The organism is Candidatus Poriferisocius sp. (assembly GCF_965202595.1).
GTDB lineage: Bacteria > Actinomycetota > Acidimicrobiia > Acidimicrobiales > Bin134 > Poriferisocius.
In genome coordinates this window covers 2,429,917-2,453,802 of sequence record NZ_OZ241836.1, presented here as the reverse complement: position 1 = coordinate 2,453,802, position 23,886 = coordinate 2,429,917, and the positions used below count along the sequence as shown (strand labels likewise).

The window sequence follows — 23,886 nt, the reverse complement described above, 5'->3', positions numbered from 1 at the left end:
CTCCCTCAGCCTCCCGGCCGGTGAGTGCTCGCCCCAAACCATTGTCCACGAGCGATACGCGTTGAGTTCTCCTGCTCCTCGTTGCCTGGGCCGGAGCGCTCTTGTTGGGGTGGGGCAGCCGGCTCCTGCGGGTTGGGAGGATTGTGAGCGGCTGGTGGTTCGGGCCGGCGATTTCAGCCGTGAGGTGGGGCTAAAGCTGAGGGATGCGTGGGTGGGGCGTACCCCGCTGGTGATCGAGCTGGACGGCGACTTGCCGGAGGCCAAGCCCGTGATGCCGCGGAAATGGTGGGAGTTGACCCCGAAGTTCACCATGCCGCCCGAGGTGTTCTGCCATCTTCTGGTTGCCAACACCGTGGATTGGCGCGATCCCCGGCGGCCCCGGTTCGAGCCGGCCGAGCGGGCGGTGGCGCTGGGGGCCCGGCCAACTGCAAAGGGCGAGCCCGGTGATGTGGTTACCGGGGCCGGACCGATCTGGTGCGACGGTGGACCGTTCGATGTATTCAGCCCCGAAATGCTGGGTGCCGGGTTGGTTCCGGCGGTAAATCTGGCTGTTGGGAGCTTGAAACCCGTGGCTTCAGTGCTGCCCCAAGCCGATCTTGCCGACGACCAGATGGCCGCGGTCGGTCACCGGGGCGGTGGGGCCTGCATCGTTGCCCCGGCCGGTTCGGGCAAGACCCGGGTGCTCACCGAACGGGCCCGCTACCTGGTGCGCGACCTCGGGGTGGATCCCCGGGCGGTCTGCCTGGTGGCGTTCAACGTGCGGGCTCGGGCCGAGATGGCCGAACGCACCGCCGATCTACCGGGTTTGGAGGTGCGCACGCTCAACAGCTTGGCGCTGGCGGTGGCCAACGGCACCGGCCCGTTTGCTCGCCCCCGTAACCACGGCCGGGTGGAGGTGGTCGAGGAGCGGGGGGTGCGGGACCTGCTCGACGGCATGGTGCCCCGCAAGCGGCGGGCGATGACCGACCAGATTGCTCCCTGGATCGAAGCGCTGGGCGCGTCCCGGCTGGGTTTGCGGGATCCCGAGGAGGTGGAGCGCGACTTCCAGCCCGATGTGCCGGATTTCTCGAAGATCGCTCCCCAGTACGTTGATCTGCTCGACGCTCGGGGCCTGGTGGATTTCGACCAGCAGATCATTCGGGCCATCGAAATCCTGCTTGTTGATCCCGAGGCCCGGGCCGCGGCCCGGCGGGCGTGCGGAATCCTGCTGGTGGATGAGTTCCAGGATCTCACCCCCGCGCACCTGCTGCTGGTGCGGTTACTGGCCGGGCCCCGGGCCGATGTATTCGGGGTGGGCGATGACGACCAGACCATTTACGGCTATTCGGGGGCTTCCCCGGAGTGGCTGATCGATTACGACAGGTTCTTCCCCGGAGCCCAGCGTCACGAACTGCATGTCAACTACCGCTGCCCTCCCAAAGTGGTGGATGCGGCATCCAACCTTTTGTCCCACAACCATCAGCGCATCGACAAGCGGATCACCGCAGCTCAGGATCAGCCCGATCATGGCGATAGCTCTGGCCCCGATAGTTCCAGCCTCAACCGCTCCGGCAGCTTCCATCAGGTTCCGCCCCTCACCGTGCTTACGGCTCCGGACGGAGCGCCGGAGCTGCGGCAAGCTGTTGAGTCCTTGCTCGAAGCCGGTACCGATCCCCAGAACATTGCCGTGCTGACCCGGGTCAACAGCACGCTGCTGGTTCCTCAGATCGTTCTGGGGGAGATGGGGGTGCTGTCCACCCGCCCGGTGGGCCGCGGGTTCTTGGAGCGCACCGGGGTGGCCGCCGCGCTGGCCTGGTTGGACATTGCCACCGCTCCCGAGCGGGGTCTGCCGGCCCGGGCGCTGGCAGAAGCGGCCCGCCGCCCGCCCCGAGGTATCTCCCCCCGGGTCATAGAGTGGATCGCCGAGCAGCAGAGCGTCTCGCAGATGAAGGCCCTGGCAAGCCGCATCAAGGATGAACGTTCTTCAAAGAAGGTGCAGGAGTTGGCCAAGGACATCAACACGCTGCGGTTGAGAACCCGGCATGGCGGTGATCATGTCACCACCAGATTCCTGCTGGAGACGGTGCGGGACGAGATGGGTCTCGGCCGGAGCTTGGACACCCGGCTGGACACCTCCCGCCGTTCGGTGGATCGGTCAGCCCACGGCGACGACCTGCGAGCGCTCATCTCGGTGGCGCACCTGCATCCCGACCCCACCGATTTCCGGGAATGGCTGACCGACCGGCTGATGGGTGGGGGCGGGAGCGATTTGGGCATCCGGCTGGCCACCATCCACAAGGTGAAGGGCCTCGAATGGCCCCACGTGATTATTTATGAGGCCTCCAAGGGGCTGATGCCCCACCGCTTGTCCAAAGACCTGGAAGAGGAGCGGCGGGTGTTCCACGTGGCCCTCACCCGATGTTCGGAATCGGTCACCCTCATATGCGGCGACCCGCCTACTGATTTTCTGGAAGAACTCGATGCTCGCTACCGGCCCCCTCCCGAATCGAACCCGGTGTCTTCCACCGACCGGGCCGCCCGAACCCGGCCGGTAACACCAGTAGAACCGGCCCCCAGAAAATCAACCCCGCGTCCCAAGCTCCAACGCCCCAACGACATCGTAGGCGAAGCTGCGTTCAAAGCCCTGAAGGCTTGGAGGCTTGAACGCAGTCGAACTGATGGTGTGCCCGCTTTCGTTGTGTTCAGCAACATCACCCTGGTAGAGCTGGCCACTCGCCGTCCAACCACCAATGCCGAACTTCTAGCCATTTCCGGTATCGGTCCCGCCAAGCTCGATACCTATGGTGAAGACATCAAAAAAGTTCTCCGTGAGTTCCCCTGATCAGCCAAGAAGCCTGGACGCAGGACGATGGGCGATCTACCCTTGCCCGATTTCTGATGTGAACCTAAATGGAGTTGCCCCGTTTTGGTAGAAACGTGATTCTGGGGGATGTACCCCCTGGGGAAGGAGGCCTTTGCGGGGGTGGGGGTTTGAGTCGGTGTCGGCCTTTGGGATCGGTGGTGATGGTGTAACCGTGTTTGTGTACTTTGGTGTGACAGCTTGGGCAGAGCAGTACGAGGTTGTCGATGTTGGTGGTTCCGCCCTGTTCCCACCACAAGATGTGATGAACTTCGCAAGCGGTGGCTCTGAGTCGGCATCCCACACAGCGCTGGTCCCTGGCATATAAGCCCAGTTTCTGGGTTTGGGAGGCTGCTCGTTGCTTGCGGCCCAGGTATAGGGGCATTCCGTTGGTGTTGAAGATGGCTGGTACCACCCCGGCATCGCAAGCGATGCGGCGTAGCTCGTCTACGCTGATGGGGGTGCCGTCGATGAGGCCGGCATCTTTGAGTTGGCCTTTGAGGTTGTCGTAGTCAACCTTGACCAAAAGGGTGGTGGCTTGCGGTGCCGGGTCGGTTTGGTTGTCGCCGGCTGGGGTGGCAGTGCTGGTGATGAGGCTCACCAGCGCATCGGCGTAGCGTTGCTTGTGGGTGCGGTCGCGGCCCGCTTGGAAGTCGTCGCGGAACATGCGGTCACACAAATCATCCAGGGCGGTTTTGACCCGCTCACCGGAGATGCTGTCGAGTTCGGCGCGAAGGATGACCATGTCGTCGTCACCGTTGAACACCACGGCTTTGCGGCGGCGACGCTGGCGTTCAATGCGGGTGGGGGCTTCGTCGCTGCGGCGCAGGTCTTCTTTGTGGAGCACGGTTTTTTTGAACTCGTCCAAATCCTGGGTTATGGCTAAACCGATTATCTCCACCTCACCGGAATCCATGCTGGAATAATCAACACCGCCACAGCAAGGGCAAACACAACAACTCTGGGTTGCTTCATGCTGGGTTGTTTTGTTTAGGTGTCTGTGTTGGCTGATGGGTTCAACTGCCATGTTTACAAGTCTACCAACCCCAGTGACACTTACCCCCCTGACTTATTATAAAGATAAAGATAAGGGTAAAAATAAGGGGATTATATACCTAATTACCCGCATTGGTGGGTGGGTGGGGGTAACTGTCACACCCTTCGGGTAAAGTGTTTCCTAATGAGTGTACAGCTAGTCAAGAGAGGAAGCAGCCAATGAAGGGGAAAGCTCCAGGTCGCGCGGATCGCACGGGGATCAGTTTGGTGGAACTGTTTGAGATGTTCCCAGACGATGAGACTGCGGAACGGTGGTTTGTTGAACAGCGGTGGCCCGACGGGGTGCGCTGCCCAGATTGCCAGTCAGCCAATGTGCAAGAGCGAGCGACACGTAAGCCGCAACCGTATCGGTGCCGGGCTTGCCGCAAAGATTTCTCGGTGAAGACCGGGACGTTGATGCACGCGTCGAAGTTGGGGTGCAGGCTTTGGGTGTTAGCCATCTATCTGATGTCCACCAGCTTGAAGGGTGTGTCGTCTATGAAGTTGCACCGTGATCTTGGGGTGACGCAGAAGACGGCATGGCATCTGGCCCATCGCATTCGCGAGTCTTGGGTGGATGGACAGGCCGAAGCGTTTTGCGGGCCGGTGGAGGTGGATGAGACGTTCGTGGGCGGCAAGGAAGCCAACAAACACGCCCATAAGAAGCTGAACGCAGGGCGCGGAATAGTGGGCAAGGAGGTTGTGGCCGGGGCCAGAGACCGGGCGACCGGCAAAATCGCGGCCAGACATGTGGGGGACACGACAGCTCCGATCCTGGTGGGTATGGTCAAGGACACCACGGCGGAGGGGGCTATGGTGTTCACCGACGAGCACGCCGCTTACCGGCATCTACCCCGCTTCGGGTTTGCCCATCGAACGGTGCGCCACTCGGTTGGGGAGTGGGTGGACGGGCAAGCCCACACCAACGGCATCGAATCATTCTGGGCGATGCTCAAACGCGGCTACCACGGCACCTACCACCAGGTAAGCCCGAAGCATCTAGGCCGGTACGTGGCGGAGTTCGCGGGCAGACACAACCAGCGGCCCATGCACACCGCAGACCAACTGGAACGCATGGCCGCCCAACTCGACGGGCGGCGGCTCCCCTACGACATGTTAATATCCAACTAAACGTCTTGAATGCAGACCATGTAGAGAATTCCACGCGCGAACGAGTCGCAGACCGTGAACTTGATGACAGCTTGTCCCACGCAAAGTTCTCTAAATGCTTCGGATGGGCTGTCGCGTATTATGGTGCCGGGCCAATTATCTGGGCTGTTTTGAGTAACCCGATCTACGACATCTATGACTTCCCTAACCTCGTTAGGGGCGTGGCCTTCTGCCCATTCTTCAATGCACTCTTTATCCCGCTCCCATCGCCAATAGGGCATCAAAGGCAGACACCACAGCGTCTCGCTGCCTCTTCCATCCTGGCGCGCAGTTCAGCACCGTTGGCGGCGTTGCGGCCCAGTTCCCCCGCTTCGTGCAGCCGCCGGATTTCCTTGTCGGCTTCGGCCCACATCTCTGCCTCCTCAGCATAGGTGAGAGCTTTGCGGCTGGATCGCCTCTCTAGGGTTGTTTCTGAACTCATTACGTCTCCTGGGGGTGATGGGTGCCTCAAGGATGGTAGCGGGGTTGCGGGGTCAGTGCCAGTCGGATGGACACGCCGTGTCGGTTGGGCTAGTTTGCCGGGTGCTGTCGAAAACAAGCCATGACGTGAAGGAGCCGGGGATCACCCCTGGCTCCCTTCGGCACCGTCATGGCGTTCGACAGCAAACGAACCTCGACTCTCCGAAGGGAGCCTCCCATGACAACATCCCCCAAAATGACCGTTGCCGACTGGACCGCTGGCCTGTCCTGCGTCGCAGCAGGCATCGGAGCGTTCCTGCCCTGGGCCAAAGTCGCCTTCATTTCCGTATCTGGTGCCGAAGGAGATGGTGTGATCGTGGTGGTGGTCGCTGCCGTAGCGCTGATGCTGACGGCAGGCTTCGCAGCCCGACGCAAACTCTGGATGGCCGTCCTGGTCACCCTGTGCGGCATCATCATCGCCTTCATCGCCCTCTACTACATCGGTGACATAGAAAGCCTAACAGATGACTCGGAGGGGTTAGTCAGGGTCGGGGAAGGGTTGTACCTCGTGCTCATCGCTGGAATCGCTCTAACCGCCTCCGCTGGCGTAGGCATCTACAGGCATCGGCGGGCTAGCATAGTTGCATGACTCGCCACCGCACCCCCCGCACGATGCCAGACCCCATCGACGACACCCCCGAAAACATCGCGCGGGCCATCCTCGCCCAGCCACCCAAACAACAATGGCGGTACCTGGAGGGCCACACCGCCCAAGACCGCCAAACCCCCACCGACCCCACCTAAACCCCACCTTTGGGTAATTAAGTATGTAATCCCCAAAAATAAAGGGAATTGTATATTTGGGTTGATAGAAGGTTTGTAGCTGGGGTTTTGAGGGTGAAAGCACCGCTTAAGCTCAGTGTTGCCAACCTACGTATGTAGTTCCCTTTAGCAGGGCACAGAGTTTTTAGCGGGGCCGGCGCTAGGTGAGGGTTTGGCGGGCGGCGGTGGCTATGGCGGGGGCGTCCAGGCCGCAGTCGGCGAGGATCTGATCGGGTTTGCCGTGGGGGATGTACTGGTTGGGTACCCCCAATACCCGGATGGCAGGCACGGGGCCGTTGTTGCCGGAGTGGGCCAGGTGGTCGGCGATGGAGCTACCGGCCCCGCCCTCGCGCCAGCCGTCCTCGATGGTCACCACCGCTCGGTGGGTGGCGGCATCGGCCAGCATGTCGGGGTCGAGCGGTTTGACGCAGCGGACATCCCACACCGTGGCCGATATGCCTTCGGCGGCCAGCAGGTCGGCGGCTTCGGTGGTGGCAGCCAGCATCTTGCCCACGGCCAGCAGGCATACGTCGGTGCCGTCCCGGGCCTTGCGGCCCCGCAGGCCGTAGCCCACCTGGTCATCGGGCACAGAGGGGGCTGCGGTCTTGGCCCAGCGTAGGGCCACCGGGCCGGTGGTGATCTCCAGGGCATCATGGAGCATCTGCTGGAGTTCCTGGTACGACGACGGTGCCAACACGGTCATGCCCGGTACCTTGGTGAGCAGCACCATGTCCAGTACTCCGTGGTGTGACGGCCCGTCGTCGCCGGTGATGCCCGCCCGATCCAGGCAGAACACCACGGGCTGGTTGTGCAGGCCCACATCCAGGTTCACCTGGTCGATGGCCCTGGTCAAAAACGTTGAGTAAATGGCCACCACCGGTCGGAGCCCGCCCATGGCCATGCCCGCGGCTGCGGTCACCGCGTGTTGCTCCGCGATGCCCACGTCGATGCACCGCGCACCGAATCGTTCAGCGAACGGCAGCAGCCCGGTGGAGTCGGGCATGGCGGCGGTGATGGCCACCAGCTCGGGCCGGGCCTCGGCCTCCTTTATCAATGCCTCGGTGAACGCCTCGGTGTAGCTGCCCGGCTTGGCGTACGAAGTGTCGTGCATGTTCTTCACCGGGTCGTTCTCGGCCGGGGCGTATCCCCGACCCTTCTGGGTCAGAACATGCACCAGGCACGGACCTTCCAGCTTGGCCACCCGGCTGAACACCCGCTCCAACTCGGCCATGTCGTGGCCATCGAAGGGGCCGAAGTAACGGATGCCCAGCTCGTCGAAGAACGTGCGAGGTTCCCACATCTCTCTCACGGCCGCCTTGGTGGCTCCCAGGGCCCGGCCGGCCAGATCGCCGACCCAGGGTATGTCCCTCAGCACCTTGCGAACCTGATTGTCGGTGCGGACATACCTGGGGTCCATGCGGACCTTGATAAGGCTCTCCGACAGCCGGGAGACCGTGGGAGCGTATGACCGTCCGTTGTCGTTGAACACGATGGTGACGCTTCGACCCGAGTGCCCCAAGTTGTTGAGCCCCTCGTAGGCCATGCCCCCGGTGAGGGAACCGTCGCCCACCACGGCGATCACCCGCCGCTGGTCGCCACCCTCCGACTGCTGGGCCGTGGCCAGACCGTGGGCATAACCCAAAACGGTGGAGGCATGACTGTTCTCGATCCAGTCGTGGGGGGATTCTTCCCGGCTGGGGTATCCCGACAGGCCACCGGGTTGGCGCAGAGTGTCGAACCGGCTCGCCCTTCCGGTCAGCAGCTTGTGAACGTAAGCCTGATGGCCGGTGTCCCACAGGATGATGTCCCGGGGGGAGTCGAACACCCGATGCAGGGCCAGCGTCAGCTCCACCGCGCCCAGATTGGAGCCCAGATGGCCTCCGGTGGTCTGGACCGTTTCGACAATGAACTGGCGGATCTCCCCGGCCAGTTCGGTCAACTGATCAGCGCTCATCCGGCGCAGGTCGGCCGGACAACTGATCCTGTGGAGGTGGTTGGTGCCCATGTCCCTCCCATGGGTTCGGGGGGTTCCAGACTACTCGCGCTCCCGCCATTTGTGATAGCCCCGGGCCCCGACCCAGCCCACGCCCAGCGCACCCAGCCCGCCGGCGGCATCCAGCCAGTAATGATTGGCGGTCACCACGATGGCGAACAGGGTTAGCCAGGGGTAGGCGGCCAGGGCCCACCGGGCCACCGGGTTCACCAGGTGCTTGCGCAGCGCCAGAAAGCACCACAGGCTCCAGGCGAAGTGCAGGCTGGGCATAGCGGCGTACTGGTTGGAGAGCTGCTCGGCCGCTCCCGAGGTGAACGACCACAGGCCGCCCAGTTCGGTCACCGTGTCCACGTATCCGGTTTCGGGCAGGGTGCCCCCGTAACGGCCACCCGCCGACAGCAGGCGGGGAGGCATCAGCGGGAACAGTGCGAACCCCACCAGGGCCGATCCGGTGGTGAACAACCCGGTGGTGCGCCAGAACGGGTAGTGGCGGGGGAAACGGTAGTAGAGCCATATGAGGGTGAGGGCGGTGACCGCGAAGTGCATCAACCCGTAGAACAGGTTCCAAAACTGGATGAACGACACCCAGCCGATGAACAGGTCCTGAAGGTCGCGCTCGAAGTACAACCCGATGCTGCGCTCCCAGTGGATCACTCGTTCGGCGTTGGTCTGAGCCTCGGCCGGTTCCACCGCCGCGGAGCCGAACCGGTTGCGCACCCAGGAGTAGACGCCGTAGAAGGCACCGATGACGGCCAACTCCAGGTACCAGCGGGGCCTGGTGCGGTGTTTGGGGCCGGGGTTCATTCCGGGTCGGGCCTGGTGCGGTGTTTGGGGTTCATTCCGGGTCGGGCCTGGTGCGGTGTTTGGGGTTCATTCCGGGTCGGGCCTGGTGCGGTGTTTGGGGTTCATTCCGGGTCGGGCCTGGTGCGGTGTTTGGGGTTCATTCCGGGTCGGGCCTGGTGCGGTGTTTGGGGTTCATGCCGGGTCGGGCCTGGTGCGGTGTTTGGGGCCGGGGTTCATTCCGGGTCGGGCCTGGTGCGGTGTTTGGGGTTCATTCCGGATCGGAGTGGGGGGTCTTGAGGCGCCGGTCGAAGACCAGTGTGGGTAGGCCCACCAAGCTGGCCACCAGGGTGAGCAAGTAGAGCAGAAGACCCATGGCGACGGCCCGCTCGTCGGCCACCCCCAGATCGCGCAGGAACAGAACCAGCGCGCTCTCTCGCAAACCCAGCCCCCCCAACCCCAGGGGCAGCACCTGGATGATTAGCACCGCGGGGATGAACGCCATCAGCTCGGTCGGTCCCAACCCGTTGATTCCCACCACCTTGGCGGCACAGCCGGCCGCGGCGAGCAGCACAGCCTGGTAGGCGAAGGCCGTGAGCACAACCCGGCCGGTGTCCCGGGGTTTGGTTCGCAGTTCGTCGATGCCGGTGTGCAGCCCGTTCACGAAGCGGACCCAGCCGTTGTGCCGGCGGACCCAGTTACCGAAGCCCTGGTTGCCCACCAGCACCAGGATCAGGCCCAGGGCCAGCAGCGTGAGGCCCGCGGTGATGGCCGCTACCCGGGTGGGGGCCCCCAGACCCCGCAACTCCTCGTCCAGCGCCAAGCCGAGCAAGGTGAAGGCCGGCAGCACGATCCAGCCGCTGAGCCGCTCGAGCAGTACCGAGGCGAAGCTGTGGGGGCCGTTGTTGGTGTCGTTGCTGAGACGGGAAATTCGCAGCAGGTCGCCCCCCACGGTGGTGGGCACGAAGTTGGAGATGAAGATTCCCGCCATGTAGTGCGAGAACATGCGCCGGGGTTTGACGCGCAGCCCCAGGGCCCGGGCCACCTCGTACCACCGGGCGGTGGCCAGTACCATGCTGCCCAGGGTGAGACCGAACGCCCCCAGCAGCCAGAACGGGGTGGCCGGGTTGAAGTCGGGCCAGAGCTTGTCGGCATCGAACGATGGCACCCACACCACCAGCAGACCGAGCAGGGCCATGCTGATGGCCACCCTCACGGCGATGCCGACTCGGCGGCGCCGGGTTTGCCTAGCGGTCAAACCGGGCCCGCGTAACCGTCTGGGGCGGCCATCGGGGTCACCCGGCCAACACTATTGCCCCAACAGGGGTTACTTGGACATTACGGTAAGGCGAATGTCGGGCCGGTATTGGTAATTGGACATTACGGTAAGGCGAATGTCGGGCATGCGGATTATCGGTCATGGGGGCGATCATGTGATGGCCGCGCTGGCTCCCTTCGGGGTACGGGAACTCTTCACCCTGTCGGGAGGCCACATATTCCCGCTGTACGACGCGGCGGTGAAGCGGGGCGATGTCACGCTCTACGACGTGCGGCACGAGCAGACAGCGGTGTTCGCCGCCGAGGCTCTGGCCAAGCTGACCCGCCGGCCGGGGGTGGCTGCGGTTACCGCCGGTCCCGGCGTGACCAACTCGGTGAGCGCGGTGACCACCGCCTGGTTCAACGGTGCCCCGCTGGTGGTGCTGGGGGGGCGGGCCCCGGAGAACCGCTGGGGGTCGGGGTCGCTCCAGGAGTTGGACCACGTTCCCATCCTGGCCCCGGTAACCAAGCGGTCGCTCACCGCGAGGGGCGGTGATGATCTGGCCACGGTCACCTACCGAGCGGTGCAGCAGGCCATGACCCCCCATAGGGGGCCGGTGTTCGTGGACTACCCCATGGATGTGCTGTTCTCCGAGGGCACCGGGGTTGTGCCCGGCGAGCCCATGCCGGCCGGAGCCGCCCCCGATCCCGGCGGGGTGGCCGCGGTGGCCGCCATGGTGTCCACAGCCTCTCGGCCCGCGGTGCTGGTGGGAACCGATGTTTACTGGGACGGTGCCTGGGATGCCCTCCGCGCCTGGGTGGAGGCCCAGCGGTTGCCCACATTTGCCAACGGTCTGGGTCGGGGGTGCCTGCCTGCCGACCACGAGCTGTTCTTCAGCCGCACCCGGGGGCGGCTGCGTACCGATGCCGACCTGGTGATCGTGGCCGGCACCCCGCTCGACTTCCGGCTTTCGTTCGGCCGGTTCGGCGATGCCCGGGTGGTGCACCTCACCGATAGTGCCGCATCGGTATCGACCCATACCGAGCCGGCCGCATCGGTGTCTGGCGACCTGGTGCGGGTACTGCGGGCACTGGCCGGCGGCCCCTCTCCGGCTCACCCGAACGAGCGGGGCCGGTGGGTGGCCGAACTGCGAGATGCCGAGGAGGAGGCTCGATTGGGGGAGGAGGGGTTGCTGGCGGCGGCGACCGAACCGATCCTGCCCACCCGAGTGTACGGGGAGCTGCGCCGGTTGCTGGATCGGGACGCGGTGGTGATTGGCGACGGTGGCGACTTCGTCTCCTACGCCGGGAGGTTTGTGGATTCGCACCGGCCGGGCCACTGGCTGGATCCCGGCCCCTACGGTTGCCTGGGAACCGGCTTGGGTTACGCCATGGCCGCTCGGGTGGCCCATCCCGATCGCCAGGTGGTGCTGCTGTTGGGCGACGGAGCCGCGGGGTTCTCGCTGATGGATGCCGACTCGCTGGTGCGCCACAACCTGGCCGTGGCCATCGTGGTGGGCAACAACGGTTGCTGGGGGTTGGAGAAGCACCCCATGCGCCAGATCTACGGCTACGACGTGGCCGCCGACCTCCAGCCCGGGTGCCGCTACGACCAGGTGGTGTCCGCCCTCGGCGGTGCCGGCGAGACGGTGGAGCGTCCCGATGCCATCGCCCCCGCCCTGAAGCGGGCATTGAATGCCGGGGTGCCCTACTTGGTCAACATCATCTGCGACCCCGAACACGCCTACCCCCGCCGCTCCAACCTGGGCTGAAATCGAAGACCCAGCCCGAGAAGCGACACAGTTTCCGCCCATTTGACGCATTTGATCAGCACTTGAAGTGCCGGCGTAACTGTTCCCGGTTCGGTTATGAAGCGGTAGGCCCAGCGGTGGGCTGGGGTGATGGTGAGTAGCTGGGCGTAACTGTTCCCGGTTGGGTTATGAAGCGGGTAGGCTGCAACATCTGGAGATGGGGAGAATGGTTGTGATCGACGAGTCAGTTGTTGCCGGTACGCTGTCAGAGGCGCTGGCCACCGGTGGTGAGTTCGCCGAGGTTTTCGTGGAGGACAGGCGATCCTCTTCGGCGCTGCTGGACGACGGCAAGGTGGAGGAACTGGCCTCGGGGCGTACCCGGGGGGCGGGGATCCGAGTGGTGGTGGGGGAGACCACCGGATTCGCCCAAACCTCCGATCTGAGCGAGGCCGGCTTGGCCGGGGCGGCCCGAGCGGCCGCGGCCGCGGCCCGGGGAGGTGGGGGTGGCCACCGGGTGGTGACGCTCGACCGTTTGGATGTCCCGGTGTCCCCCGATGTGGAGCTTTTGCCCGAGTCGGTGGCCAAGGCGGCCAAGGTCGAGCTTTTGCGACGGGCCGACGAGGCCGCCCGGGGGGCCGGTTCGGCCATCACCCAGGTGTCGGCCCGCTACGCCGACGGTCGCCGTCGCATCCTGGTGGCCAACAGCGACGGGCTGCTGGCGGGCGACGACCAGGTTCGTACCCGGTTCGCGGTGTCGTGCGTGGCGGTGGGAGACACCGGCATGCAGACCGGATTCGAGAGCGTGGGCCGCCCCGTGGGATTCGAGCTCTTTGACGAGTACGAGGTGGACACCCTGGCTCGCACCGCGGCCAACCGGGCGATCATCAAGCTGGCCGCTCAGCCCGCGCCCAGCGGCTCCATGCCGGTGGTGATCGGTGCCGGTGGGGGCGGGGTGCTGTTCCACGAGGCCTGCGGTCATGGTCTGGAGGCCGATCTGGTGGCCAAGCAGGCCTCGGTGTTCCGCAACCGGGTGGGTGAGCAGGTGGCTCATCCCGAGGTCACCCTCGTGGATGACGGGACAATGGCCCGAGAGTGGGGTGCTTACGCCATCGACGACGAGGGTCGTCCCGCCCAGCGCAACGTGCTCATCAAGAACGGCGTGCTCACCGACTACATGTGGGATCTGCTGCGGGCTCGCAAAAAGGGGCGGGAGAGCTCGGGCAACGGCCGCCGCCAGAGCTACCAGCACCTGCCCATGGTGCGTATGACCAATACCTATCTGGCCAACGGCCGTGAGAACCCCGGCGACATCATCGGGGACACCGACCGGGGTGTGTACGTGGCCCACCTGGGTGGCGGGCAGGTGAATACCGCCACCGGCGACTTCGTGTTCGGTATGAGCGAGGCCTACCTGATCGTGAACGGTGAGATCGGGCCCCCGATCCGGGAGGGGAACCTGATCGGCAATGGCCCGGAGGTGCTGGCCGGGATCGAGGCACTGGGCAACGACTTCGCCATGGGATCACCGGGCACCTGCGGCAAGGATGGCCAGGGTGTACCGGTGGGTGACGGCACCCCCACGCTCCGGGTGGCGTCGATGACCGTGGGCGGAACCGCAGCATGAGCCCATCCCGGTTGCGGGAGGCCATTGGGAGCGTTGCGTTGTGAACCCTCAGGAGCTGTTGGGGATGATTGGGAGTGTTGCGTTGTGAACCCTCAGGAGCTGTTGGGGATGATTGGGAGTGTTGCGTTGTGAACCCTCAGGAGCTGCTGGGGATTGCTGAGCGGATCGTGGGTTGGGGGCGTGACGGGGAGCAGATCGAGGCGATTGTTGGTCATAGCCACGAGACCGAGGTGCGGGTGTACGACGGGGAGATCGAGTCGCTGTCGGTGGCCGACTCGCAGGGGGTGGGCATACGGGTCATCACCGGGGGTCGCCAGGGGTTCGCCCACGCCGGCACCCTTGACCCCGAGGTGCTGGGCGAGACCCTGGACGAGGCCCGCGACAACGCGGCGTTCGGCTCTCCCGATGAGTTCTTCGGCCTGGCCGAGCCCGATGGGGTGGACCCGCCGCCGCTCGATCTCTACAACGAGGCGCTGCTGAGGTTTGGCACCGAGGCCAAGATCAACCTGGCTCTGGAGCTGGAGCAGGCGGTTCGGGCCGGTGACCCCCGCATCGTGGGGGTGGAATCGGCCGACTACGCCGACTCGGTGAGCGCCGATGCCATTGTCACCACCACCGGAATCCGCAGCTTCGGCCGGGATACCTCCTGCTATCTCACCGCTTACTCGCTGGCCGCCGAGGGTGATGAGACCCAAACCGGTTTCGGCTTCTCGGTGGGCCGGGACCCCAACACTCTGGACATAGCGGCGGCGGCGGCCGATGCCGTGGAGCGGGCCACCCGGATGCTGGGCGCGGTGCAGCCCCCCACCGAGCGGGTCACGGTGGTGCTGGATCCGTTCGTGACCGCCCAGTTCCTGGGCATCATCGGGAGCACCCTGTCGGGAGAGGCGGTGCTCAAGGGGCGCTCGCTGTTCGCCGATCGCCTGAACGACCAGGTCGGGGCCGCGGTCATCAGTCTGGTGGACGACCCTACCAACCCGGAGGCGTTCACCGCCGCCGATGCCGACGGCGAGGGCCTGGCCACCCGCCGCAACCAGCTCATCGATGGCGGCAGGCTGAAGCGGTTCTTGCACAACAGCTACACCGGCCGGCGGTCAGGCACCGCATCCACCGGTTCTGCGGTGCGGGGTTATGCCAGCACCCCCGGGGTGGGCTGCCAGGCGCTGTCGCTGGTGCCCGGCACCCGGTCGCCGGCCGATCTCATCGCCGGTATCGACAGCGGGGTGCTGGTGCAGGGGGTCTCGGGTCTGCACTCGGGGGTGAATCCGGTTAGCGGGGACTTCTCCACCGGCGCGGAGGGCCTCAGGATCCGTAACGGCGAGTTGGCCGAACCGGTCAGGGAGATCACCATCGCCTCCACCCTCCAGCGGATGTTGCTGGACGTTGCCGCCGTGGGATCCGACCTCACCTGGTTGCCGATGAGCGCCGCCGGGGTGTCGCTGGTGGTGACCGGGGTCACCATGTCCGGCGCGTAACCCTAACCGGTTAGGGCCATGCCGGTCCTGCACGCCATCCTGCTGGGCATCGCCCAGGGGCTCACCGAGTTCCTGCCGGTTTCGTCCAGCGGGCACTTGCAGATCATCCCCTGGTTGGCGGGTTGGAACGATTTCGAGAACCGTGACGACCTCAAGAAGGCATTCGACGTGGCCCTGCACCTGGGAACGCTGGTGGGGTTGGTGGTGTGCCTGCGGCGGGAGTTGTGGTCGTTGCTGCGCGACGGGATCGGCCTGATGGTCAGGTGCCTGGCCCCAATGACCACCGAGGGCAAGTTGGGATGGCGCCGGGCACCGGTGACCACCGAGGGCAAGTTGGGATGGCGCCGGGCACCGGTGACCACCGAGGGCAAGTTGGGATGGCTGCTGGTGCTTGCCACTTTGCCGGCGGTGGTGGGGGGGGTGGCGGTGATCGACAGGGCCGATGACCAGGTATGGCTGACCGGGATAATGCTGGTCGGGTTCGGAATCCTGCTGTGGTGGGCGGATCGCCGTTCGGGCCGGCGGGTTGCCGGAGAGGCGGGGGTGCGCGACGCGCTGCTGCTGGGACTGGCCCAGGCGTGCTCGCTCCAGCCTGGGGTGTCCCGGTCGGGGGTGATCATGACCGCCGGACGCTTGCTGGACTTCGACCGGGAGGCGGCGGCCAGGCTGGCCATGCTCATGAGCGTTCCGGTGATTGCCGGTGCCGGTCTGTACCTGTTCATCGACATCGGCGGGTGGGGGGGTATTCCCACCGATGCCCGAGCCGGATTCATCTGGGGCATGATCGCCTCGGCGGTGACCGGGTTTGGCGCGGTACGGGGTTTGCTGGCCCTGGTCCGCACCCGCAGTTTCGCCCCATTCGCCATGTACCGGGTGATGCTGGGCCTACTGGTGCTCAGCCTTGTTGCCACCTCGATCCGCTGAGTCCGTCCGGCTCGATCAAGACCGCCAACGATCCGCGCTTACCACGCCTTATACATGGGAGGGGGGTATTGGTCAGTCGGGTTCTTCGTGTTCGGCTATGAGGGCGGCCGCCTGGGCGGGCCATTTCCACTTGCTGATTCGACCGGGAATCTCCAGGGCGGTTTCGAGGTCGCGCACCGCGGCGGCATCCAGGGCGGCCAGATCCTCATAGGTGTTGATCCCGTGCTCGGGTAGGGCCCGGGCCAGCGCCGGGTCGGTGCCCTTGATGCGGGTGAAGTCGTCCGGCTGCCGGGTTGGTTCCGCTGCCGGTGTCCTCGTGGGGGTGGGGTCGGGGGCAGTATCTGGGGTGGCTGCGGGTTCGGTTGTTTGGGGTTGGGCTGCGGGTTCGAGGGGTTGGGGTTGGGCTGCTGGTTCGAGGGTTTCCGGCTCGGATCTCGGAGTCCGGGTGCGCACGGTGAGCAGATCGGCCCGGCGGGCGGCCTCCCGGTCGGTGTCGCGGTTCTCCAACGCCTCCAACAGGTGCATCGAGATATCCCCCACCACCACGTCCTCGCCGCTTCCCTCGGCCTTTACGCCGTCGTCGATCATTATGTAGCAGAACGGGCAGGCGGTGGCGATCCGGTCGGCCCCGGTGGCCAGCAGCTCCTGGGATCGCTCCACGTTGACCTGCTTGCCGATGGTCTCCTCCATCCACATGCGGGCTCCGCCCGCTCCGCAGCACATCCCCTTGGTGCCGTTGCGCGGGGCCTCCACCACCTCAACGCCGCCCAGCGACCCGACCACCCGCCGGGGGGCCAGGTACACATCGTTGTGACGGCCCAGGTAGCAGGAGTCGTGGTACACCACCCGCTCGTCCAGGCGGGCCCCGGTCATGTCGAGGCGGCCGCTGTCGATGAGCCCCTCCAGGAACTGGGTATGGTGAACCACCTCGTAGTAGCCGCCGAGCTGGGGGTACTCGTTGGCCAGCGTGTTGAAGCAGTGGGGGCACTGGGTGACGATCTTGCGGACCCCCATCTTGTTGAGGGTCTCGATGTTCTGCATCGCCAGCATCTGGAAGATGTACTCGTTGCCCGACCGCCGAGCCGGATCGCCGGTGCAGTTCTCGGCCGGCCCCAGGATGGAGAAGCTGACCCCGGCCCGCTGCAACAGCTTGGCCACCGCCCGGGTGACCTTGCGGTTCTTGTCGTCGAACGAGCCTGCGCATCCCACCCAGTACAGGTACTCGGATTCCAGCGGGTTGCCGCCGTCCAGCACGGTGATGCCCTCGAACTCCTCGGCCCACGCCCCCCGGTCGCCCTGGGACATACCCCACGGGTTCCCGGAGTTCTCCATCGACCGGTAGGCCTGGCCCAGCTCGGAGGGGAAGTCCGACTCCATCAGGGACAGGTAGCGCCGCATATCGAGGATCTTGTCCAAAATTTCAATGTTCACCGGGCAGATCTCGTCGCAGGCCTTGCAGGACGTGCACGCCCAGATCTCCTCGCCGGTGATCCGTTCGAACAGCGAGTTGGCCTCAACCTTGATCTCCGGAACCGTTCCCAGCGGTGGGCTGACCACCGGGTCGCCGGTGGCGGCCATGACCTCCCCGGTCTTGAGCACTATCTCCCGGGGGTCGAGCGGCTTGCCGGTGGCGTGGGCCGGGCACACCGATGTGCATCGGCCGCACATCGTGCAGGCATCGGTGTCCAGAAGCTGTTTCCAGGTGAAATCCTCCACCGTGGCCGCGCCGAACGACTCCAGATCGGTCTCCATCAGGTTGGGCATCGGCTTCATGGCTCCCTTGGGCCGATCCTTGTCCCCCAGGTACATGTTCACCGGGGAGGTGAACATATGGCGCAGCATGGTAATGGGCAGTAGCACCAGGAAGGCCACGAAGGTGATTACGTGGCCGACCCACCAGAACTGGTGCCAGTGGTCGAGTCCCTCCAGACCTCTCACCTGCCCGGCGATCTGGTAGCTGATGACCGACCACTTCTCGAAGTCGGGCACGCCGTGGTGGGCGATCCGGAACACTTCGACCCCGAACCCGGTGATGCCGATGGCGAGGAACGTGCCCAGAATCACCGCGTGCTCGGGTCGGGACTTTATGCGTATGCGGTAGGGCCGCAGTTGCCGGGGGCCGTAGCGGCGAACGATGGCCCACAGCACCCCCACCAGAAAGACCGCTCCCGCGATGTCGCCCACTGCGGAGTACACCTGGTACACCCGACCGTGCAGGAACTTGGCCCCGTCGGGCAACTGCTCGTCGATCTCCAGGGTGGTGGTCACCCCCAAAAGGATGATGAACCCGACATAGATCATGGAGTGCATGATCCCGGCCCCGGGTTCCCGGAGAAGCGTCCGCATGTACACGCCCCGCCGGAGATCCTCAAGGCGGGTTCTCACGTTCGCCGTAGTGGTGCGCCGGTTGTCGGGGCCTCCCCGCTCCCAGTTCTTGACCCGCTTGGCGAACTCCCAGGCCGACCACACCAGGAAGATGGGGATGATGGTGTAGAAGGCTGCCTTCCAGCCGTTGGGAATGTTCTCCCACGGGTGGCGGGTTATCCGGGCCGAGCTCTCGAATTCGGTGATGGTGGATGCGATGCCCGAGGCGATGGTGAAGGCAGCGAAGCCCAGCCCGAGGCCGAGCACTATGTGGAAGGGGCGCAGCCTCTTTCGGTCCATGGTTACGCCAACCTAGTGGTCGGTAACCCCCCATCCGTACTTGTAGGGGTGGCTTGTCGCCGGCCTCGCCGGTGGTCGCCGCGGTCTTCCCCCATCCGTGCTTGCTCCCCATCCGTACTTGTGGGGGTGGCTCGGCGCTCGGAATTCACAGCGCAGAAACAATGGTGAAACCTGGCCCCTCTACCTTGGCCCCGATTGCGCTGGTGCCAACCGTGGCGTGAGCGCAGGAAACGGCTGAGGAGGGCCGAGTACCAATGAGAAGAAAATTTGGAGTGGGAGCGCTGATCGCCGCCGGAACAGTGCTCATAGGGGCTGTTCCGGCAATGGCCCAGGACGGCGGTGCCGAAGCGGTTCAAGCGATCATGGACAACCTGTGGGTGTTCATCGCCGGTGTCCTGGTGTTCTTGATGCAGGCCGGTTTCGGCATGGTCGAGGCCGGGATGACCCGGGCCAAGAATGTCGGCAACATAATGGCCAAGAACCTGGCCGACATGTGCATCGGGGCGCTGGCCTTTTTCGCCTTTGGGTTCGGGATCGCCTACGGAACCGATGCCGGGTCACTGTTCGGTACCGACAAGTTCTTTTTGAGCGGCATGTCCAATGTCATCGACGGTGGCTTGAGCGGCCCCACCGATTTCTTCTTCCAGGTGGTGTTCGCGGCCACTGCGGTGACCATCGCCTCGGGGGCCATGGCGGAGCGGACCAAGTTCTCCGCCTACCTGGTGTTCAGCTTCTTCATGACCGCGTTGATCTATCCGGTGGTGGTGCATTCCTTCTGGAGCGGCGAGGGTCTGATCGCCGACCTCAAGATCGGCGACGCCAAGTTCGGTGACTTCGCGGGGTCCACAATCGTTCACAGCACCGGCGGCTGGGCCGCCCTGATGGGGGCGATCTTCCTCGGTGCCCGCATCGGCAAGTACGACGAGAACGGCAAACCCCGGGCCATGCCCGGCCACAACATTGCCTTCGTGGTGCTGGGCGTGTTCATTCTCTGGTTCGGTTGGTTCGGGTTCAATCCCGGTTCGGAGCTGGCCGCCGACAACGTGGTGATGCACGCCGCCCTAACCACTCTTTTGGCCGCGGCTGCTGGGGGTGTCACCGCCGGGGCGGTTATCTGGCGCCGGTCCGGCTCGCTGGATGTGGCCATGACCGCCAACGGTGTTCTGGCCGGTCTGGTGGGGATCACCGCGGGAACCGCGACCATGAACCCGATGGGCGCGGTGGTTACCGGGGCCATAGCCGGGTTCATCGTGGTTTACTCGGTGCTGTTCTTCGACCGGCGGGGTATTGACGACCCGGTGGGGGCCATCTCGGTACACGGAGTGTGCGGGGTGTGGGGTACCCTGGCTGTTGGCTTGTTCGCCCGCTACGCCGACGGGTTCGTGGCCACCGACAAGGCCGGCCTGTTCTACGGCGGGGGTATCGACCAGTTGGTGGTGCAGTTGCTCGGCGTGCTGCTGGTATTCGCATGGGTGACCGTCACCACCGGCATCCTGTTCGCGGTGATGAAAAAGACCATGGGTCTTCGGGTGTCCCGGGAGGAGGAGATCGGCGGTCTCGACCTCCACGAGCACGGCCTGCCCGGCTACGGCCCAGACATCACCTCCCGGTGAGGCCCTAACCGGGAGGTTCCGGGTGTAGGACGCTGCTCCCGGTTCTCCCGCTCCTCCGGGCGGTTCCGGGGCCGCTGGTGCTCAGCCCGCTTGCTTGGCCACGGTTGCGGCGGCTTCGGTTGCCGCCACCGGGTCGAGTGAGCGGGCGAGCGTCGTTTCCGCCTCAACCGGTGTCATGTCCGGCCCCAGCTCGTACACCAGCGGCATACCGGTGGGAATGTTTAGTTCAGCAATGGTGTCGTCGTCGATCCGGTCGAGATGCTTGGCCAGCGCCCGCAGACTGTTGCCGTGGGCTGAGATCAGCACTGTTAGGCCGGACCGCAGATCGGGGATCACCGCGTCGTACCAGTAGGGCAGCAGCCGTTCCACCACGTCGGCCAGGCACTCGCTTCGGGGGATCACCTCGGGCGGGAGGTGGGCGTAGCGGGGATCGTGGTTGGGGTTCCACGGGTTGTCGTCGGCGATGGGCGGGGGCGGGGTGCGATACCCCCGGCGCCAAGCATGGAGTTGCTCCTCCCCGTGGGTTTTGCGGGCATCGGTCTTGTCCAGCCCGGTGAGGTCGCCGTAGTGGCGCTCGTTCAACCGCCAGTGTCGTTTCACCGGTACCCAGGATCGGCACATCTCGGCCAGAGCCAGCTCGGCGGTACGGATGGCCCGGGTCTGCACCGAGGTGTGCACGACATCGGGCCGGATTCCGGCTTCGGCCAGAGCCGACCCCCCGGCCCGGGCCTCGGCCTCACCTTTGGGGGTCAGGTCGCAGTCGTACCAGCCGGTGAACCGGTTGGAGGCGTTCCATTGGCTCTGCCCGTGACGGAGCAGGATCAACATGGTGGGGTGCACGCCGGTCATGGTAGCGATATAAACCCTTAGTGAATATCACTCAAGTTTTGCCATATGCCAAACATAGGGGTAGCATAGGAGGCACAGGATCAAACCTGGTAATCAAACCCCGGTAATCAAACCCTGGTAATCAAACCCCAGGGCCAAATCTGACAAGGAGTCAAACAAGATGGGAAAGGTTGTCGGTATCGATTTGGGTACCACCAACAGCGTTGTGGCCGTGCTCGAGGGGGGTGAGCCCACGGTGATTGCCAACGCCGAGGGATCTCGCACCACCCCTTCGGTGGTGGCCTTCTCCAAGGAGGGGGAGGTGCTGGTGGGGGAGGTGGCAAAGCGCCAGGCCATCACCAACCCCGATCGCACCATCCGTTCGGTCAAGCGCCATGTGGGCACCAACTGGTCGGTGGGCATCGATGGCAAGGACTACAGCAGCCAGGAGATCTCGGCCCGTGTCCTCCAGAAGTTGAAGCGGGATGCCGAGACCTATCTGGGCACCGATGTGACCGAGGCGGTCATCACCGTCCCAGCCTATTTTGATGATGCCCAAAGAACCGCCACCAAGGAGGCGGGCACCATCGCCGGGCTGGAGGTGCTGCGGATCATCAACGAGCCCACTGCGGCCGCCCTGGCCTACGGGCTCGACAAGGGCGACACCGATCAGACCATCCTGGTGTTCGATCTGGGCGGGGGCACCTTCGATGTATCGGTGCTGGAGATCGGCGACGGGGTCTTCGAGGTGAAATCCACCAGCGGTGACACCGCCCTGGGTGGCGACGACTGGGACGACCGGGTGATCGGTTGGCTGGTGGACTCGTTCCGTAACGACCACGGGGTGGACCTGAGCAAGGACAACATGGCCATGCAGCGGCTCAAGGAGGGTGCGGAGCGGGCCAAGATCGAGCTGTCGCAAACCCAGAGCACCAGCGTGAACCTCCCGTTCATCACCGCCACCGATGCCGGTCCCCTGCACATGAACTACGAGCTGAGCCGGGCCAAGTTCCAGGACCTCACCAGCGACCTGCTGGAACGGTGCCGCAAGCCCTTCGAGCAGGCCCTCTCCGATTCCGGGTTGTCCTCCGGCGATGTGGATCACGTGATCCTGGTGGGCGGGTCCACCCGGATGCCCGCGGTGGTGGATCTGGTCACCGGCATGACCGGCACCCAGCCTCACCAGGGGGTCAATCCCGACGAGGTGGTGGCAGTGGGCGCCGCGGTGCAGGCCGGCGTGCTCAAGGGTGAGGTCAAGGATGTGCTGCTCCTGGACGTGACCCCGCTGTCGCTGGGCATAGAGACCAAGGGGGGAGTGATGACCCGACTCATCGAGCGCAATACCACCATCCCCACCCGCCGGACCGAGGTGTTCACCACCGCTGACGACAACCAGCCCACCGTGGAGATCCATGTGCTTCAGGGTGAGCGCGAGATGGCCGGCTACAACAAGACGCTGGGCAAGTTCCAGCTCGTGGACCTTCCCCCCGCCCCCCGGGGGGTACCCCAGATCGAGGTCACCTTCGACATCGACGCCAACGGGATCGTCCATGTGTCGGCCAAGGACCGGGCCACCGGTAAGGAGCAGTCCATCACCATCACCGGGCAGACTTCGTTGGACAAGAGCACCATCGATCAGATGATCGCCGATGCCGAGGCCCATGCGTCCGAGGATGCCCGCCGCCGGGAGGAGGCCGAGGCGATCAACAACGCCGACAGCCTGGTGTACCAGGTGGAGAAGCTGCTGGCCGAAGCGGGTGACTCGCTGGACACCGACCGCCGATCCGAAGCGGAGGCCAAGCTGGGTGAGCTGAAGTCGGCCATCGAGGCCAAGGATCTGGATGGCATGCGCTCAGCCACCGAGGCGCTGTCGGTCATCAGCCAGCAGATCGGGGCCGCGATGTACGAGCAGGCCGCGGCCACCAACGCGCCGGGAGGTTTCAATCCCGATGGCGGGGCTGATGGCTCGGTCGAGGAAGACGACATCGTGGATGCCGAGATCATCGAGGAAGATGACGGGGAGTCCCGGTGAGCGAAGTGCTCGGCACCGATCCGCCATCCGGGGATCGGGATCGGTCGGCGGTCGACCCACCGGCCGGGGATCGGGGTCGGTCGGCGGTCGATCCACCGGCCGGGGATCGGGTTGGCAAAGAGCCGGCTGCGGACCCCTCTGATCGAGGCCGATCAGCATCCGAGGAGGTCGCGGGCCAAGAGGTCGCCGCCGAGGAGGTCGCGGGCCAAGAGGTCGTCTCCGAAAAGGTCATGGACCGGGGTGAGCCGCTGCCCTCGGTGGAGGAGCTGCTCGCCCAGCGGGATGGCTACCTCAACGACCTCCAGCGGGTGACAGCCGAGTTCGCCAACTACCGCCGTAAGGCGGCCGAGCGCCAGCAGGACACCGTTGCCATGGCCGCGGCCGATATGGCCGAGAAGATCCTACCGGTGCTGGATGCCTGCGAGGCGGCGGTAGCCCAGGGGGCTGAGGATGTCGTACCCATCAGGGACGCGTTGTTCGGTGCGCTGGAAAGAGAGGGTCTGGCCCGGGTGGGAGACCTGGGCGAGGCCTTTGATCCCAACTGCCACGAGGCCGTTGTCCACGAGCCCGGTGATGGAGGGGCGGTGATCACCGAAGTCCTGCGGGCCGGTTACCGGTGGAACAGCCGGGTGCTGCGGCCGGCAATGGTGAAGGTTCGCGGCTAGAGGATTATCCGAGGT

18 protein-coding genes are annotated in these 23,886 nt (G+C 65.1%); 11 read left to right on the top strand and 7 right to left on the bottom strand.

Annotation, left to right across the window (positions count from 1 at the left end):
• Positions 1-109 precede the first annotated feature (109 nt).
• Positions 110-2,821, top strand: coding sequence for a UvrD-helicase domain-containing protein (locus ACOGXC_RS11090; RefSeq protein ID WP_419918253.1), 2,712 nt, complete (start codon positions 110-112; stop codon positions 2,819-2,821).
• Between the two features lie 64 nt (positions 2,822-2,885).
• Here the strand turns inward: ACOGXC_RS11090 and ACOGXC_RS11085 are convergent, their stop codons facing one another.
• Positions 2,886-3,755 carry a DUF222 domain-containing protein gene (locus tag ACOGXC_RS11085; protein WP_419918252.1) on the bottom strand — a complete coding sequence of 290 codons (870 nt, stop codon included), beginning with the start codon at positions 3,753-3,755 and terminating at the stop codon, positions 2,886-2,888.
• Between the two features lie 299 nt (positions 3,756-4,054).
• Between ACOGXC_RS11085 and ACOGXC_RS11080 the strand changes: the two genes are divergently transcribed.
• Positions 4,055-5,005: an IS1595 family transposase gene (locus ACOGXC_RS11080; protein ID WP_419918251.1), complete on the top strand. Its 951-nt coding sequence runs from the start codon at positions 4,055-4,057 to the stop codon at positions 5,003-5,005.
• A gap of 259 nt (positions 5,006-5,264) precedes the next feature.
• Here the strand turns inward: ACOGXC_RS11080 and ACOGXC_RS11075 are convergent, their stop codons facing one another.
• The gene (locus tag ACOGXC_RS11075; RefSeq protein WP_419918250.1) at positions 5,265-5,465 is read right to left on the bottom strand and encodes a hypothetical protein; all 201 of its coding nucleotides are present in this window, start codon (positions 5,463-5,465) and stop codon (positions 5,265-5,267) included.
• A gap of 234 nt (positions 5,466-5,699) precedes the next feature.
• On the opposite strand from ACOGXC_RS11075, the gene ACOGXC_RS11070 reads away from it, so the two are divergent.
• Positions 5,700-6,092, top strand: coding sequence for a hypothetical protein (locus tag ACOGXC_RS11070; RefSeq protein ID WP_419918249.1), 393 nt, complete (start codon positions 5,700-5,702; stop codon positions 6,090-6,092).
• Positions 6,089-6,247, top strand: coding sequence for a hypothetical protein (locus tag ACOGXC_RS11065; protein ID WP_419918248.1), 159 nt, complete (start codon positions 6,089-6,091; stop codon positions 6,245-6,247). Before ACOGXC_RS11070 ends, ACOGXC_RS11065 begins: the two co-directional genes overlap by 4 nt.
• A gap of 178 nt (positions 6,248-6,425) precedes the next feature.
• On the opposite strand, the gene dxs is transcribed toward ACOGXC_RS11065, so the two are convergent.
• From dxs to ACOGXC_RS11050, 3 genes are all read right to left on the bottom strand, one after another.
• The gene (gene dxs / locus ACOGXC_RS11060; protein ID WP_419918247.1) at positions 6,426-8,270 is read right to left on the bottom strand and encodes a 1-deoxy-D-xylulose-5-phosphate synthase; all 1,845 of its coding nucleotides are present in this window, start codon (positions 8,268-8,270) and stop codon (positions 6,426-6,428) included.
• Between the two features lie 30 nt (positions 8,271-8,300).
• A complete protein-coding gene (locus ACOGXC_RS11055) occupies positions 8,301-9,062 on the bottom strand; it encodes a phosphatase PAP2 family protein (protein ID WP_419918246.1) in 762 nt (253 codons plus the stop codon).
• A 247-nt stretch (positions 9,063-9,309) separates the two neighbouring features.
• Positions 9,310-10,296, bottom strand: coding sequence for a lysylphosphatidylglycerol synthase transmembrane domain-containing protein (locus ACOGXC_RS11050; RefSeq protein WP_419918245.1), 987 nt, complete (start codon positions 10,294-10,296; stop codon positions 9,310-9,312).
• 145 nt (positions 10,297-10,441) lie between these two features.
• Here ACOGXC_RS11050 and ACOGXC_RS11045 point away from each other — a divergent pair, with 145 nt between their 5' ends.
• The 4 genes from ACOGXC_RS11045 (at position 10,442) to ACOGXC_RS11030 (ending at position 16,069) form a co-directional block, all read left to right on the top strand.
• A complete protein-coding gene (locus ACOGXC_RS11045) occupies positions 10,442-12,067 on the top strand; it encodes an acetolactate synthase (RefSeq protein WP_419920066.1) in 1,626 nt (541 codons plus the stop codon).
• 196 nt (positions 12,068-12,263) lie between these two features.
• Complete coding sequence (locus tag ACOGXC_RS11040) at positions 12,264-13,670, top strand: TldD/PmbA family protein (RefSeq protein ID WP_419918244.1); 1,407 nt, start codon at positions 12,264-12,266, stop codon at positions 13,668-13,670.
• A gap of 128 nt (positions 13,671-13,798) precedes the next feature.
• Positions 13,799-15,145 carry a TldD/PmbA family protein gene (locus ACOGXC_RS11035; RefSeq protein WP_419918243.1) on the top strand — a complete coding sequence of 449 codons (1,347 nt, stop codon included), beginning with the start codon at positions 13,799-13,801 and terminating at the stop codon, positions 15,143-15,145.
• An 18-nt stretch (positions 15,146-15,163) separates the two neighbouring features.
• Complete coding sequence (locus ACOGXC_RS11030) at positions 15,164-16,069, top strand: undecaprenyl-diphosphate phosphatase (RefSeq protein WP_419918242.1); 906 nt, start codon at positions 15,164-15,166, stop codon at positions 16,067-16,069.
• A 72-nt stretch (positions 16,070-16,141) separates the two neighbouring features.
• Here ACOGXC_RS11030 and ACOGXC_RS11025 read toward each other — a convergent pair whose 3' ends face one another.
• Positions 16,142-18,733: a heterodisulfide reductase-related iron-sulfur binding cluster gene (locus tag ACOGXC_RS11025; RefSeq protein ID WP_419918241.1), complete on the bottom strand. Its 2,592-nt coding sequence runs from the start codon at positions 18,731-18,733 to the stop codon at positions 16,142-16,144.
• Positions 18,734-18,987: 254 nt separating this feature from the next.
• Here ACOGXC_RS11025 and ACOGXC_RS11020 point away from each other — a divergent pair, with 254 nt between their 5' ends.
• Positions 18,988-20,346: an ammonium transporter gene (locus ACOGXC_RS11020; protein WP_419918240.1), complete on the top strand. Its 1,359-nt coding sequence runs from the start codon at positions 18,988-18,990 to the stop codon at positions 20,344-20,346.
• 81 nt (positions 20,347-20,427) lie between these two features.
• Here ACOGXC_RS11020 and gpmA read toward each other — a convergent pair whose 3' ends face one another.
• Complete coding sequence (gene gpmA, locus ACOGXC_RS11015; RefSeq protein ID WP_419918239.1) at positions 20,428-21,195, bottom strand: 2,3-diphosphoglycerate-dependent phosphoglycerate mutase; 768 nt, start codon at positions 21,193-21,195, stop codon at positions 20,428-20,430.
• 160 nt (positions 21,196-21,355) lie between these two features.
• Between gpmA and dnaK the strand changes: the two genes are divergently transcribed.
• Positions 21,356-23,206, top strand: a complete 1,851-nt coding sequence (dnaK, locus tag ACOGXC_RS11010; protein ID WP_419918238.1) for a molecular chaperone DnaK — start codon at positions 21,356-21,358, stop codon at positions 23,204-23,206.
• Positions 23,203-23,871, top strand: a complete 669-nt coding sequence (locus ACOGXC_RS11005; protein WP_419918237.1) for a nucleotide exchange factor GrpE — start codon at positions 23,203-23,205, stop codon at positions 23,869-23,871. Before dnaK ends, ACOGXC_RS11005 begins: the two co-directional genes overlap by 4 nt.
• Positions 23,872-23,886 lie beyond the last annotated feature (15 nt).